Annotated in this window: 15 protein-coding genes; 12 read left to right on the top strand and 3 right to left on the bottom strand. The window is 67.6% G+C overall.

Annotated features, from left to right (window positions below; translation table 11 throughout):
* Positions 1-97: 97 nt before the first annotated feature.
* From secY to ACFMRZ_RS17940, 4 genes are read left to right on the top strand one after another with little or no spacing between them, the layout of a single operon-like run.
* Positions 98-1,417, top strand: coding sequence for a preprotein translocase subunit SecY (gene secY / locus ACFMRZ_RS17955; RefSeq protein ID WP_400180063.1), 1,320 nt, complete (start codon positions 98-100; stop codon positions 1,415-1,417).
* Positions 1,414-1,959 carry an adenylate kinase gene (locus ACFMRZ_RS17950; protein WP_187686719.1) on the top strand — a complete coding sequence of 182 codons (546 nt, stop codon included), beginning with the start codon at positions 1,414-1,416 and terminating at the stop codon, positions 1,957-1,959. The genes secY and ACFMRZ_RS17950 overlap by 4 nt, the downstream gene beginning before the upstream one ends.
* A gap of 5 nt (positions 1,960-1,964) precedes the next feature.
* Positions 1,965-2,765: a type I methionyl aminopeptidase gene (gene map / locus ACFMRZ_RS17945; protein WP_400180062.1), complete on the top strand. Its 801-nt coding sequence runs from the start codon at positions 1,965-1,967 to the stop codon at positions 2,763-2,765.
* 47 nt (positions 2,766-2,812) lie between these two features.
* Complete coding sequence (locus tag ACFMRZ_RS17940; RefSeq protein ID WP_400180061.1) at positions 2,813-3,013, top strand: hypothetical protein; 201 nt, start codon at positions 2,813-2,815, stop codon at positions 3,011-3,013.
* Between the two features lie 88 nt (positions 3,014-3,101).
* Here ACFMRZ_RS17940 and ACFMRZ_RS17935 read toward each other — a convergent pair whose 3' ends face one another.
* Positions 3,102-3,320, bottom strand: coding sequence for a hypothetical protein (locus tag ACFMRZ_RS17935; RefSeq protein ID WP_280273825.1), 219 nt, complete (start codon positions 3,318-3,320; stop codon positions 3,102-3,104).
* Positions 3,321-3,632: 312 nt separating this feature from the next.
* Here ACFMRZ_RS17935 and ACFMRZ_RS17930 point away from each other — a divergent pair, with 312 nt between their 5' ends.
* On the top strand, positions 3,633-6,083 hold the full coding sequence (locus tag ACFMRZ_RS17930; RefSeq protein WP_400180060.1) for a hypothetical protein: 2,451 nt from the start codon (positions 3,633-3,635) through the stop codon (positions 6,081-6,083).
* Between the two features lie 28 nt (positions 6,084-6,111).
* Positions 6,112-6,456, top strand: a complete 345-nt coding sequence (locus ACFMRZ_RS17925) for a hypothetical protein (RefSeq protein WP_400180059.1) — start codon at positions 6,112-6,114, stop codon at positions 6,454-6,456.
* Positions 6,457-6,463: 7 nt separating this feature from the next.
* Here ACFMRZ_RS17925 and dtd read toward each other — a convergent pair whose 3' ends face one another.
* Positions 6,464-6,907 (bottom strand): D-aminoacyl-tRNA deacylase, encoded by a 444-nt coding sequence (gene dtd / locus ACFMRZ_RS17920; protein ID WP_400180058.1) that lies wholly within the window; start codon positions 6,905-6,907, stop codon positions 6,464-6,466.
* An 88-nt stretch (positions 6,908-6,995) separates the two neighbouring features.
* Between dtd and ACFMRZ_RS17915 the strand changes: the two genes are divergently transcribed.
* The 5 genes from ACFMRZ_RS17915 to ACFMRZ_RS17895 all read left to right on the top strand — a co-directional run bounded on the left by ACFMRZ_RS17915 (position 6,996) and on the right by ACFMRZ_RS17895 (position 10,565).
* The gene (locus tag ACFMRZ_RS17915) at positions 6,996-7,463 is read left to right on the top strand and encodes a YbaB/EbfC family nucleoid-associated protein (RefSeq protein ID WP_400180057.1); all 468 of its coding nucleotides are present in this window, start codon (positions 6,996-6,998) and stop codon (positions 7,461-7,463) included.
* A gap of 80 nt (positions 7,464-7,543) precedes the next feature.
* The gene (locus tag ACFMRZ_RS17910) at positions 7,544-7,900 is read left to right on the top strand and encodes a hypothetical protein (protein ID WP_400180056.1); all 357 of its coding nucleotides are present in this window, start codon (positions 7,544-7,546) and stop codon (positions 7,898-7,900) included.
* A complete protein-coding gene (locus ACFMRZ_RS17905; RefSeq protein WP_400180055.1) occupies positions 7,897-9,774 on the top strand; it encodes a hypothetical protein in 1,878 nt (625 codons plus the stop codon). The genes ACFMRZ_RS17910 and ACFMRZ_RS17905 overlap by 4 nt, the downstream gene beginning before the upstream one ends.
* On the top strand, positions 9,771-10,436 hold the full coding sequence (locus ACFMRZ_RS17900; RefSeq protein ID WP_400180054.1) for an ESX secretion-associated protein EspG: 666 nt from the start codon (positions 9,771-9,773) through the stop codon (positions 10,434-10,436). Before ACFMRZ_RS17905 ends, ACFMRZ_RS17900 begins: the two co-directional genes overlap by 4 nt.
* Positions 10,437-10,565, top strand: coding sequence for a hypothetical protein (locus ACFMRZ_RS17895; RefSeq protein ID WP_400180053.1), 129 nt, complete (start codon positions 10,437-10,439; stop codon positions 10,563-10,565). It abuts the gene before it with no gap.
* A 4-nt stretch (positions 10,566-10,569) separates the two neighbouring features.
* Here the strand turns inward: ACFMRZ_RS17895 and ACFMRZ_RS17890 are convergent, their stop codons facing one another.
* Complete coding sequence (locus ACFMRZ_RS17890) at positions 10,570-11,343, bottom strand: MerR family transcriptional regulator (RefSeq protein WP_280273821.1); 774 nt, start codon at positions 11,341-11,343, stop codon at positions 10,570-10,572.
* 316 nt (positions 11,344-11,659) lie between these two features.
* On the opposite strand from ACFMRZ_RS17890, the gene ACFMRZ_RS17885 reads away from it, so the two are divergent.
* Positions 11,660-13,225: an amino acid permease gene (locus ACFMRZ_RS17885; RefSeq protein WP_280273820.1), complete on the top strand. Its 1,566-nt coding sequence runs from the start codon at positions 11,660-11,662 to the stop codon at positions 13,223-13,225.
* Positions 13,226-13,321: the final 96 nt, after the last annotated feature.

The raw sequence follows: 13,321 nt of genomic DNA, 5'->3' as shown, positions 1-13,321 counted from the left end.
GTAGTAGGGGGCGCCGGACGGGTGAGAGCTCGTCCGGCGTCGCTGTTAGAGTCAAGTTGTTGTCTGCCTCGCCCCATGTCGTTAGCCAGGAGGATCTGTGCTTTCCGCCTTCGTGTCGGCTTTCCGGACCCCGGACCTACGGCGGAAGATTCTCTTCACGCTGGGCCTGATCGCGCTGTACCGCATCGGTGCAGCGCTGCCGTCGCCCGGTGTGGACTACAAGGCGATCCGCCAATGTATCGACCAGGTGTCCGGCGGTGAGAACGCCGGGATCTATCAGCTGATCAACCTGTTCTCCGGCGGTGCGCTGCTGCAACTTTCGGTGTTCGCGATCGGCATCATGCCGTACATCACCGCGAGCATCATCATCCAGCTGCTGACCGTGGTCATTCCGCGCTTCGAGGAATTGCGCAAGGAAGGCCAATCCGGGCAGACCAAGATGACGCAGTACACCCGGTATCTGTCGATCGCATTGGCGATTCTGCAGGCTACCGGTCTGGTCGCGCTCGCCTCGCGCGGGCAGCTGCTGCGCGGCTGCCAGCAGGACATCATCGCCGACAACAGCATCTTCGGGATGATCATCATCGTGCTGGTGATGACCGCCGGTGCGGCGCTGGTGATGTGGTTCGGCGAGCAGATCACCGAACGCGGCGTGGGCAACGGCATGTCGCTGCTGATCTTCGCGGGCATCGCGGCCCGCATCCCCGGCGAGGGCAAGGCCATTCTGGACAGCAAGGGCGGCTTGATCTTCGGTCTGGTCTGCTTCGGCGCCTTCCTGGTCATCGTGGCGGTCATCTTCGTCGAGCAGGGCCAGCGCCGGATTCCGGTGCAGTACGCCAAGCGCGTGGTGGGCCGCAAGATGTACGGCGGCTCCTCGACGTATCTGCCGTTGAAGGTCAACCAGGCCGGTGTGATCCCGGTGATCTTCGCGTCCTCGCTGCTGTACCTGCCGAACCTGGTCTCGCAGCTGACCCAGTCCAATGCCACCGATCCCAGCTGGTGGCAGAAGACCATTCAGCAATACCTCGTGGACCCGACCAACTGGGCCTACATCACGATCTATTTCGCGCTGATCGTGTTCTTCACCTATTTCTACGTCGCGATCACCTTCAACCCGGAGGAACGCGCAGACGAGATGAAGAAGTTCGGCGGCTTCATTCCCGGATATCGGCCGGGTAAGCCGACCGCCGACTACTTGAACTTCGTCCTGAGCCGGATCACCCTCCCCGGTTCGATCTATCTGGGTGCCGTGGCCGTCCTGCCGAACCTGTTCCTCAACATGGGCAATTCGAGTGGTTTGCAGAACCTGCCGTTCGGTGGCACCGCCGTCCTGATCGTCGTGAGTGTCGGCCTCGATACGGTCAAACAGATCGAGAGCCAGCTGATGAACAGAAATTACGAAGGGTTCCTCAAGTGAGACTCGTACTGCTCGGACCGCCGGGTGCCGGCAAGGGCACGCAGGCCGAACTGCTGTCGGACAAGCTGGGTGTGCCGCACATCTCCACAGGGAATCTGTTCCGTGCGAACATCTCGCAGGAGACCCCGCTGGGCCGCGAGGCGCAGAAGTATCTGGACGCCGGGAACCTGGTACCCAGCGACGTGACCAACCGCATGGTCGAGGCGCGCATCGCCGAACCGGATGCCGCGAACGGCTTCGTGCTCGACGGCTACCCGCGCACGGTCGACCAGGCCGAGGCACTCGAGAAGATGCTCAAGGAATCCGGTCGCGAGCTGGACGCTGTGCTGTGCTTCGTGGTGGCCGAGGACGTCGTGGTGCAGCGCATGCTCAGCCGCGGACGCAACGACGACACCGAAGAGGTCATCCGCAACCGGCTGCGGGTGTACCGCGAGGAGACCGAACCGCTGCTGCAGCACTACGACGGCCAGGTCGTCTCGGTCGACGGTATCGGCGAGATCGAAGAGGTCAATACTCGCGCGCTCCGCGCCCTGGGTCGCTGACGCGAATGGTCTTCGGACTCAAGCAGAAGAAGGTGGTGCCCTTCCGCACCGCCGGTGAACTGGACGCCATGGCCGCCGCCGGCGCCGTCGTGGGCAGGGCGCTGGTCGCCGTGCGCGCGACGGCGCAGCCCGGCGTCTCGACGCTGGAGCTGGACCGGGTCGCCGAGCAGGTGATCCGCGACGCCGGTGCGGTCCCGTCGTTCAAGGGGTACCACGGCTTTCCGGCCTCGATCTGCGCATCGGTGAACGACCGTGTGGTGCACGGGATTCCGTCGAAGGACGAGGTGCTCGCCCCGGGCGATCTGGTGTCCATCGACTGCGGCGCGATCCTCGACGGCTGGCACGGCGACTCGGCGTGGACGTTCGGTGTCGGCGAGATCATCGAGGCCGATCGGTTGCTGAGCGAGGCGACGAAGCTATCGATGGAGGCGGGGATCGCCGCCATGCTGCCGGGCAATCGGCTCACCGACGTGTCGCACGCCATCGAACTCGGTACCCGCGCGGCCGAGCAGGAGCACGGTCGGGCTTACGGCATCGTCGACGGTTACGGCGGGCACGGTATCGGCCGGCAGATGCACATGGATCCGTTCCTGGCCAACGAGGGGGCACCGGGCAAGGGGCCGAAGCTCGTGGTCGGCTCGGTGCTGGCGATCGAGCCGATGCTCACCCTGGGTACCACCCAGACCCGCGTCCTCGACGACGACTGGACCGTGGTGACCGAGGACGGCAGCCGCGCCGCGCACTGGGAGCACACGGTCGCCGTCACCGAGGACGGACCCCGAATACTCACCCTCCGTACGGAATAGGTACCGGGGGACGGGGAACGGTGACGGATCAAGGCGCTGCCGCGTAGGTGAATTCCGCGCTTTCGACGCAGTTGGGGGAGGCTGCCGCGCGAGCGGGGCTGGGCGGGCATCGCGGCACCTATCTGCCCACCAAGATCGACAACAGTGGGTCGACGGCGGGCCTGGTGATCGCCGCGGTGTGTAGTTCCCCCGCGCGCTGGCGGCGTTGCAGGCCGGGCAGTCGCTGTCCTTCGGCGACATCCGGATGACCTGGCACGAGGTGGGCTCGCCGCGAAAGTCGGTGCCGTGGGCGCAGGTTCAGCACGCACAGCGCACCGCAGTGAGGTACCGGGCCGGTCACTCCCGCATGTCGGCGTGCGGACGATGCTCGGTCATGGTGGTCAGTGGCACGATGCCGTTCCAGCCGCACGGGCGGTCGCAGGAGGCGACCACGGTATTGCTGTTCCGCAGTGTCGCCGAAGCCGTTGCGGGATAGCCGCATTCGGGGCACTTGCCGAAGAAGTCGAGAATTTCCCGCAGGTCCGATGCTGCGGTGAGGTGGCGGTGTTTGCGCATGTTGGGTTTCTCCTGGGCCCGGGCGGGCTGCGTTCTCAGACGTGAGTCGAGGCCGACACTATCGACACCGCTGACGCGGCACGGCCCATCGGATTCGCCCTGTGTTTCTCACAACGATCGCCGGTGGATTTCCCTGCGCGCCACAGCCGGCGCCGCCGGGTCGTTGCCCGATGAACCGTGGGTTGTCTTGTCGAATTCGCTTGCGTGCCACCGGCAATTCAACGACATGCGATGTGGTGTGAGGTGCCCCCGTGTCGAGGAGGTCACAATGCGGGTCGAGAGGACACAGCCGGACGGCGCGGACGAGTACCGATGACACTCGATCTGCCCGAGGGGCTGCGGTGGCTGGCCTGGATCGCGGGAACGACCTGGCCCGACGGTGACGAGGATGCCGCCTGGGCGGTGTCGGCCGCGTGGAAGACGGCCTCCGAGGATCTGCGAGCGCTCCTGACCATGGTCGACGAGGCCAAGCGCGCCACCGAGCAGGCCTACTCCGACGGTGAGGCCGCGGTCGCGATGGGACAGCGCTTCGACGCCCTGCGCACCGGCGACCAATCGCTCGAATCGCTGGCCGAACTGCTGCAGACGATCTCCGATTCGGCGTTCGACATGGGTACCCAGTTGCAGGGCATCAAGATTACGGTCATCGTCTCGCTGGCGGCCTTGGCGCTGGAGATCATCTGGGCGTGGCTGTTTCCGCCCACTGCGCCGGCGGTGGAGGCGGCGGCCATCTCGTCCACCCGATCGTTCCTGCGGGTGTTCGAGGACGTCGTGCAGAACGCCATCACCAAGCTGGCCTCGAAACTCGGTGCGCCCGCGACGAAGCAGTACTTCTGGAAGTCGATCGCGCAGGGCCGGCTGGTCGCTCCCTCGGCGAAGGGCTGGGGCGTGTACGGCGTGAAATTCACCGAGGCGGCGGCGATTTCGATGGCCATCGACGGTTCGGTGCAGCTGGGCCAGATGGCGGACGGGAAGCGGCGGCACTTCAACGGGAAGCAGTTCGGGCTCTCCGTGCTCGCCTCGGTCGCCGGGACGCTGCCGTCGCGTGAGTTCGCCCGGTATCTGGGCCGGGGCATCGACAATGTCGCCGCCAAGCAGTTGAACAACGCGCCGGGCCGGATCGGGCGGGGCGCGTTCATCGGAGCCTCGTCGGGAATCGTGAGCACGGCGATGGGCAACGTGGCCGTGGGCGCCGCGACCGGGGACTGGACCGCGTTCTCCTCCGGCCCCGGCTGGGTGGGCGGCGCCGCCCGCGGTGCCATGGTCGGCGGCGCCCGCGGCGGTTTCGCGAAAAACTCCCCGATCTCCTCTTCCGACATCCGCTACGGCGCCTGGATGCACAAACCCGGCGAACCGCGCGTCGGCCCCCCGAACCCACCCTCGAACCACGACGGCTCCTCCACGACCCCCGCAAGCACCGACACCCGCGCCGGCGTTCCGGGCGGGACCACTCCCGCGAACCAGGGAGTGTCGGCCGGGAACAGCGGAAACCCGCCCGGCAACAGTGGAACCCAGCCTGGCAACGGCGGCACCCCACCCGGGAATAGTGGAATTCAGCCCGGCCATAGTGGTGCCCCGCCTGGGAACGGTGGGAACCCGCCTGGGCTCACTCGTGCCCCCGTTGGCGGCCATGGAGCACCTGTAGGGAACGGCGGTGCGCCGGTGGGTAACAGTGGGACTCCTGTTGGGAACGGCGGTGCTCCCGTTGTGGCGGCGGGCGCCAATTCTCAGGCTGTGCCGCATGATTCGAGTTATTCGGTCGGTGGTGAGCAGCCCAATGTGGGGGCGTCCGGGCAGCGGGGTGGGGAGTCGGGCGTGCCGGTTGATCGGGTGTCTACGCACAGTGGGGGGAGTGAGCAGTCGTTTGTGACGGCGCCGCAATCGCAGTCGGGTGGGTCGGGGCAGCAGCATCCGGGTGGGTCGTTCGGTAGTGAGGGCGGCGGCGGCCCGCTGGATCGGCCCGCGGTGCACAGTGATGGCAGTGCGCCACCACCTTCGAACAATGGCGCAGGGGCCGTGGTGACGACGTCGCAGCCGGGCGGGGGCTCGCATCAGCCGGGCGGTGCTTTCGGCACGGGTGGCAGCGGCGGGTCGGTGCACAGTCAGGGTGGTTCGGAGTCGTTCGTCACCGCGCCGGACGGGCGGCCGATCACCACCGGCACCCACCCCGGCGGCCAGCCGCCCACATCGTGGAGTTCGTCGGTCGACGGGGGCTGGCAACCTCCGGCATCGAGCGGGCACACGGGTGGGACGCCTACGCCGCACTCCCCGTCTTCGACAGCCCCCACGATCAGTGATCGTCCGGCGGGGACGGGCACCAGTCCCCACTCGACTCCGCAAGCGCCGCTGGCGAATTCGTCACCCGATACCCAGCCGCCGAACTCGTCCGCTGGCACCCATCCGCTGCCGAATTCGTCCCCGGGGACTCATTCGACGCCGAATCCCCATGGCGCACCATCGGATTCGACCACCCCGGGGAACTCGGCGCGGCCGCCGGGCGGGACCGTGCCGAACGACGGAACGGGGCAACCGGGTGGTGGCGAGCATCGGCCCGAGCCTCCGTTTCTCGGGCCGGGGAAGGATATGCGGGCCAAGACGAGGTCGAAGTTCTTCCCGGAATGGGAGGCGCTGCCGGGGTCCTTCGACGCGCCCGACGCGCCGGAGTGGGGCGAATGGCTACCGCCGGGCGCCTATCCGGCCTCGGAGGATCCCGGAACCGGTGGCGGTGGGGATACCGACACGCCTTTCACATTGGGGAACTGATCACGATGCCGAGTGAGGTGAGCTAGTCATGGCGGACCGGATCGAGGTCGATCCCGAGAAGTTGAAGGCGGCCGCGCAGATCACGCAGGACCTGGCCGATCGGGTGCGGGGGGTGGCGGATCGGTTGCGCGGCACGCTGTCGGGCTCGGAGTCCGACGCCGGGAACCGTCCGTGGGGCGACGATTCCATGGGTAAGAAGTTCTCCGAGGGCGACAAGGGCTACAAGGGAGCGCGGAAGAACCTGCTGGACGGCACCGATGCGATGGCGGCGACGCTGCACGACTTCGCCGAGGGCCAGCGCAACGCGGCCGCCGTCATGCACGGCGTGGACGGCCGGTCGGGCAGCGAGTTCGGTGGCTCGAATGCGTCCTGAGCCGGTCTCACGCCTCCAGCAGAATGGTCACCGGTCCGTCGTTGACCAGCTCGATCCGCATATGTGCGCCGAAACGTCCGGTGGCTACGGTGGCCCCGAGCGCCCGGAGGTCCGCGGCGAGGGCGTCGGCCAGCGGTTCGGCGACCGTTCCCGGCGCGGCGGCCGACCAGGACGGGCGGCGGCCCTTGGCGGTGTCGGCGTAGAGCGTGAACTGGCTGACCACCAGGATCGGCGCGGCCAAGTCGGCCGCGGAGCGCTCGCCGTCGAGGATGCGCAGCCGGAACAGCTTGTCCGCCAGCGCCTTCGCGGTCGCGGGGGTGTCGTCGTGGGTGACACCGACCAGCGCGAGCAGGCCGTGGGGCGCGCCGGTAGCGGCCGGGTCGATGCGCCCGACGACCTCGTCGTCGACGGTGACCTGGGCCGATGTCACTCGCTGCACCAATACTCGCATGGTCGTGATCATCGCAGACCCGGCCGGGCGGACGTGCGGCCGGTCGGGAGCACACGCCGCGCGGGCGGGTATCGCAGAGGAGGTCCGGATGCCGAATGAGCGTATGCAGGAGGACGCGGCGACCCTGCTGGACGGCCTGGACCAGCAACTGCGCGGGATAGCCGAGTTCCAGCGCCGGCGCGCGCAGCTCACGGCGTCGGTCACCGCGTGCGACAAGCGCATCCGGGTAACGGTGAACGCCGACGGCCTGCTGATCCACACCGAATTCGCCGACGACATCGCCGATCTGACCCACGACGAGATCGCCGCGGCGATGACTTCCGCGGTCCAGGCCGCCGCCGCGCAGGTACGGCAACGCTGCCAGGAACTCATGGAACCGTTGCGGTTGCGGCGGGCGAGATTACCGAAGCTGTCCGAAATCATCGAGGGCGCACCGGATCTGGGCGCGGTGCTACCGCCCGCGCCACCCGCCCGACGTCGCTACCGCAACCGCCCGGCCGTCCCGCCGCCGACACGGGCGAGAGTTCGGCCGCCGACAGCGCGGGCCGGTCGCTGATCGCGGACCAGGACTGGTGATCCGACGATGACCGGCTTCGCCTGCCCCGGTGCAGTTTTCGAGACGAGAGGAGAGCGCTGATGGCGACGAGCAACTCCGAATGGTCCACGTTGAAGACGGCGGCGACCAACGGCTACCTGCAATTCGACCCCAAGGACGCGGTCAAGGGGGCGCAAGCCGCCGCCGACCTGGTCGGTGAACTGCTGGCACTGGCGAAGATGGTCAGCGACAACAAACTCGACCACATGGACCCGTTCGGGAGCCTGTTCTCCGGCCGGGAACTCTCGGGCGCGTTCAATACGAAAGGCGCTCGGCTGCATAGCATTCTGGAGAACCACGCGAAGATCGTCACCGATATGGGCGACACCTTCGTGGCGGCGGGTAAGAAGTACGCGTCCACCGATACCGGCTCCGGTGCGGAGTTCGCCAAGCTGTGAATACGATTACTTCGCTCGGTGATTCGTGGAAGGGCAACGGCGCGAGCGCGGCGGTGGCGGCCTCCCAGAACTACCAGAAGGGCGTGCAGCCGTTGGCCGATGCCATGGTGGCGATGAGTCAGAACCTCGACTACACCGCGCAGTGGTTGTACGCCACGCAACTGAGCATGCCCACCGACCCCAACGCCGACTCGTGTTGTCCCGGTTCCGAATTGGACTATTACCGTGGTGAATTCGAGAGCCATTACGTCGAAGGCATCAAGAATTCCGCCTCCATCATGCCCGCGTTGAGCGGACCGTTCGAGCAGCCGCAGAATCAAGGCGGGAACAACAACCAAGGCGGCAACAATCAGGGCGGAACGCCCTATCAGCAGGGGTACGACCAGGGCTATCAGCAGGGTTACCAGCAGGGCGCGAACGGCGGTAGTCCCAACGGGGATCCCTACGCACAGAACCCGAACGGCGGTTACGGCAACGACCCGTACGGGCAGGGTTCCAACGGCGGCTACGGCCAGAACAACGGAGACCCGTACGCACAGAACCCCAGCGGTGCTTACGGCCAGAACAACGGTGATCCGTATGGAAAGAACAGCGGAGATCCATACGGGCAGAACGCCAATGGCGGGTACGGACACAATGCCGGGAACGCCTACGGACAGGGCGGCAGTCCGGCAGGCGATCCCTACGCGCAGGGCGGGGACAGCCAGAACGCCGGTAATCCTTACGGCCAGAACAGCAATGGCGGAAGCCAGTCCGGAAGTACAGCCGACGGTCAGTTCGGCAGTACGACCGGTGGCCACCCCGGTAGCGCAACGGGCGGCCAGCCCGGCCAGCAGTCGGGAACTTATCAGCAGGGCTATCAGGCGGGTTACCAGAAGGGCTATCAAGAGGGCCTGCAGAGCACCGGTGCCAAGGGCGGCCAGTCGAGCCGAATCCCTGCCTCCGGACAAGGACAGCCCGGCGGCGGTTCGACCCCCACCATCCCGTCCGCATCGACACCACGGTCGAGCTCGGTCCCCCAGCCGAATATCCCGTCCTCACAGGGCAGCTCCGGCGGCGTCCAGTCCTCCCCGAAATCGTCCCCCGCGCCCAGCTCGCCGTCCACACCCAGCATCCCGGGATACACCCCCAAACAGGTGTCGCCCGCGGCCGCGATGCCGCAAGCACCGACCTCGTCGACCACCGACGAGTTGATGTCGCGCCTCCGATCCAGTCCGGAGAGCCGAAGCACGCCGACCCCGGACACACCGTTCTTCGGCGCGACGACCCCCAGTTCCGAAGGCGCGCAACTGGTCCGCGACGGCGCCACGACCCCCTACGATTCCGCGACGCACCCCGACAACACCTCCGCGAGCCCGCACGGCCCAACCCAATCCGGCTCCGGCGTGCTGGGGCAGCTGGCGAATTCGCTGTCCGAGGGTATCCAGGCATTCTCCCAGCTGGGCAGCGCCCTGATCGGAACGGACCCGCTCCAGAACCTGATGAGCCACCTCCCGGATCCCAGCCACCTGCCCGGTCTCGGCGAGCTACCGGACCTGAACCCGGCAGCCCACGGCGGTGGCGGCGGGCACAGCGGGGGAGCGGCCGGTGGCGCGAGCATCCCGCCCCCGGAACACCCACTCCAGGAAACGAAGTCGGCACAGCTGTTCCCCCGCGCCGCACTGCCCGAGTCGCCCTCGGACCATCCGGGTGCGTCGAACGGCGCGTCCCAGTCCGGCATGGGCGCACCGATGGGCGGACCGGCCGGGGGCGCCGGTGGCGCGGCGCAGGGCGGCAAGGACCACAAGCCCGCGAAGTACCTCACCGGCCGGCTCGCCCTCGATGAGGCGCTGGAAGACATGCCGCACAAGGTGAAGCCGGTGGTCGAGCCGTGACGCGCTGGACGTTCACCGATCTCGAATTCAAGGTGCTGTGCGACGAGCACCGGCACGGCAACCTGCCCGCCCCGTTCGTATTCACCAGCCGTACACCGCGTCTCGACGACTACGAACGGGAGAAGGCCGACACCCGGCGGCTGCTACGAGCGCGCGCCGACGGCGAGTTCGAGGCGATGGCGGCCGCGATCGCCGCACCGGAGGTCTTCGTCGTCGCGCACGCGTGGAACGATCAGGAGTTCGACAACCCCGAGCGGCGCATCCGTGTGCACGCGGTGCGGCACGGCGCACGCGGCTACCTGCTCACCCAGCGGCCCGGGGAAACACTTTGGCACAGTGGCGGTTTCACGGTCGAGGAGTGCGATCCCCGCGCGCTCGGCGAGGTCGTGATCGGGCAGTTGCCGCGGACCGGGCCGGGCGTGCAACCGGATCTGGTGGTGCATGCCGCCGCGCCCGCGCCCGGCTACGAGCCGGCCGGATCGATGGTGTCCGACGACGACGAGCCGGAGGACGACGATTCCGCCCGCAGCGCAGCGTTTTTCGGCATTCCCGCGACGGCCACGGGCATCGTCAAGGTGCTACAGGGCCGTTCCAAGTTCGGCCCCCGCGGACGCGCCGAATCGGGCGTGCTGTGGCGTGATCTCCCCGGCGACGGCCGCTAAGTGATGCCGCTGGACGACCCCGCCCCGGTGGCCACCGGGATGAGCGCCGGACGCCTCACCGCGTGGGTGGACCGGGAGATCGAACGCATCCTGACCCGGATGGAGCAGCGCCGCGATTCCGCCGAGTGAGTGGTCAGCGTCCGCCCGCGGGTTCGGGCCGGTCGGGCCGTGGATCGTCCAGGTCCCTGGTGATGTGCTCGAGGTACCGCGAGATGAACTGATCGACCAGTTCGGCGGACACCCGGCCGGGCAGGGTACGGGCGGTGGCCAGCTGTTCGGTGAACTCGGCGACGTCGTGCGGGGTGCGGCCGGACTGCCGGAACGCCGCCGCCGCGGTGTGCTCGAACAGGTCGACGAAGCGCCGGGCGATGTGGTCGCAGTCGGCGCGCAGCCGGTCGAGTTCGTCGAGGACGGCGGCCTCGTCCACGCCCGAAGCGGCCAGCTGATCGGCGAACCGGACCAGCTGGGGGTCGCGTTCGCGATAAGTGGTGGCGTCGAACGGTTCGTACAGGCCCGCCGCGACGACGCGGGCCAAGCCGTTCGGCACGTCGCGGTAGCGCTCCATGAGTTCGGTCGCCGCGATGGTCCGCTCGCCCGGGGGCTGCGCCCGCGCCTGTTCGCCGCCCGGCGGGCCGTCCTCCAGCGAGACGCCGAGGACCGCGCCCAGGTCGTCGCCGCGGTCCCAGGCGTCGAGCAACTCGCGGATGCCGCTCAGCTTGATGCCGCGGTCCATGAGCCGGCTGATGATGCGCACCCGGTTGAGGTGCTGCGGACCGTAGAACCCGGTTCGGCCCTTCAGGCGCGGCGGCGGCAGCAGGCCGCGCTCCTGATAGGCCCGCAGGCTGCGCACGGTCATGCCGGACTCGCGCGCCAGCTCGTCGATCGTGAACTCCGCACCCGATGCCATCTATCAAGGAAACCACACCGAAACCCGGTTCTCGCCCTGGGAAGTGGCACATAGGGGCTTTCAGGGGACATTGACGAGCCTGATGTTGGTCGGTCCGGACACATTGCTATTCGATTGCTGTGCCTGAGTGTTGCTTCGGAGTGTCGGGTATCCTCCCCGCTCTGAGGCGGTTCGGGCAATCGGAAAGCAACCGGCAAGGGGTGGCTGCCGGGTTTCCGCGTCGTTACAAAATTCCGTCCAACGTTGTATGTGCCATCGGATAGAGGTATGTTCCATTACCTGATGGTATGATTGGCATCACATGGAAGGTCCCGTTATGACCACCGTTCAACCCCACCCAGACGCGCAGGCAGGTGCCGCGAGCGCGCTGGAGGCCGAGGACGCGGGCTATCACAAAGCGCTGCGTCCACGGCAATTGCAGATGATCGCGATCGGCGGCGCGATCGGTACCGGGCTGTTCCTCGGCGCGGGCGGTCGGTTGAAGGAAGCCGGCGCTGGGCTGTTCATCGCCTACGCGGTCTGCGGCATCTTCGTCTTCTTCATCCTGCGCGCCCTCGGTGAGCTGGTGCTGCATCGCCCGTCCTCGGGTTCGTTCGTCTCCTACGCCCGCGAGTTCTACGGCGAGAAGCTGGCCTTCGGCGTCGGCTGGATGTACTTCTTCCACTGGTGTATGACCGGCATCGTCGACATCACCGCGATCGCCACCTACGTCCACTACTGGAGTGCGTTCAAGGCGATTCCGCAGTGGAGCATCGCGCTGGTCGCGCTGGCGATCGTAGTGAGCATCAATATGGTGTCGGTGCGCTGGTTCGGCGAGATGGAGTTCTGGGCCGCGCTGATCAAGGTGGTCGCCTTGGTGACCTTCCTGATCGTCGGCACCGTCTTCCTCGCCGGTCGTTTCACGATCGACGGCGCCCAGACGGGCATCAGCGTGATCAGTGACCACGGCGGCCTGTTCCCGAACGGCCTGCTGCCACTGGTGTTGGCGACCACCGGCGTCGTATTCGCCTACGCCGCGGTGGAATTGATCGGCACGGCCGCCGGTGAGGCGGAGAACCCCGAGAAGATCATGCCCCGTGCGATCAACTCGGTCATCGCCCGCATCGCGCTGTTCTACGTCGGTTCGCTGGTGCTGCTGGCGCTGCTGCTGCCCTACACCTCCTTCAAGTCCGGCGAGAGCCCGTTCGTCAGCTTCTTCGCCCGGCTCGGCGTGGACGGCGCGGGCACCGTGATGAACCTGGTCGTGCTGACCGCGGCCTTCTCCAGCCTGAACGCCGGTCTGTACTCGACCGGCCGCATCCTGCGCTCGATGTCGATGAACGGCAGCGCTCCCAGCCTGGCGTCGCGGATGTCCAAGCAGGGCGTGCCCTACGTGGGCATTCTCGCCACCGGCACGATCGCGCTGGCCGGCGTGGGGCTCAACGCGCTGGTGCCGGAGAAGGCGTTCGAGATCGTGCTGAACATGTCGGCGCTGGGCACCATCACGGCCTGGGCGGCGATCCTGATCTGCCAGATGAAGATGGTGAAGTGGGCGAAGGAGGGCCGCCTCGAGCGTCCGTCCTTCCGGCTGATCGGCGCGCCGTACACCAACTACTCGGCGCTGATCTTCATGGCGATCGTCGTCGGGCTCATGCTGTTCGGAGAGGACGACACGCAGCGCGGCGCCGTCATCGCGATGGGCGTGCTCATGGTGCCGCTGCTGGTCGGCGGCTGGTTCCTGGCCCGTGGCCGGGTGCTCCAGGTGGCGTCGCTGCGCCAGGGTTACACCGGCCAGTTCCCGGTGGTCGCGGAGCGGCCGCTGGAGCACCGCGAGGATCGCGCCGGCAACGCATCCGCGGCGAGCACCGACGCCGCCGACCCTGATGAGGCAGAATCGCCCTGATGCCCGTCGGTCCCGACCCCCTGTGACGCCAATAGGGACCGACCCCGGTCGCTCCGCGGGACGGATGACCTCCGTCCCGCGGAGCGGTTCAGGTTT

This window comes from Nocardia sp. N2S4-5 (assembly GCF_044628355.1).
Taxonomy (GTDB): Bacteria; Actinomycetota; Actinomycetes; order Mycobacteriales; family Mycobacteriaceae; genus Nocardia; species Nocardia wallacei_B.
This window is presented reverse-complemented; position numbering and strand designations above follow the sequence as displayed.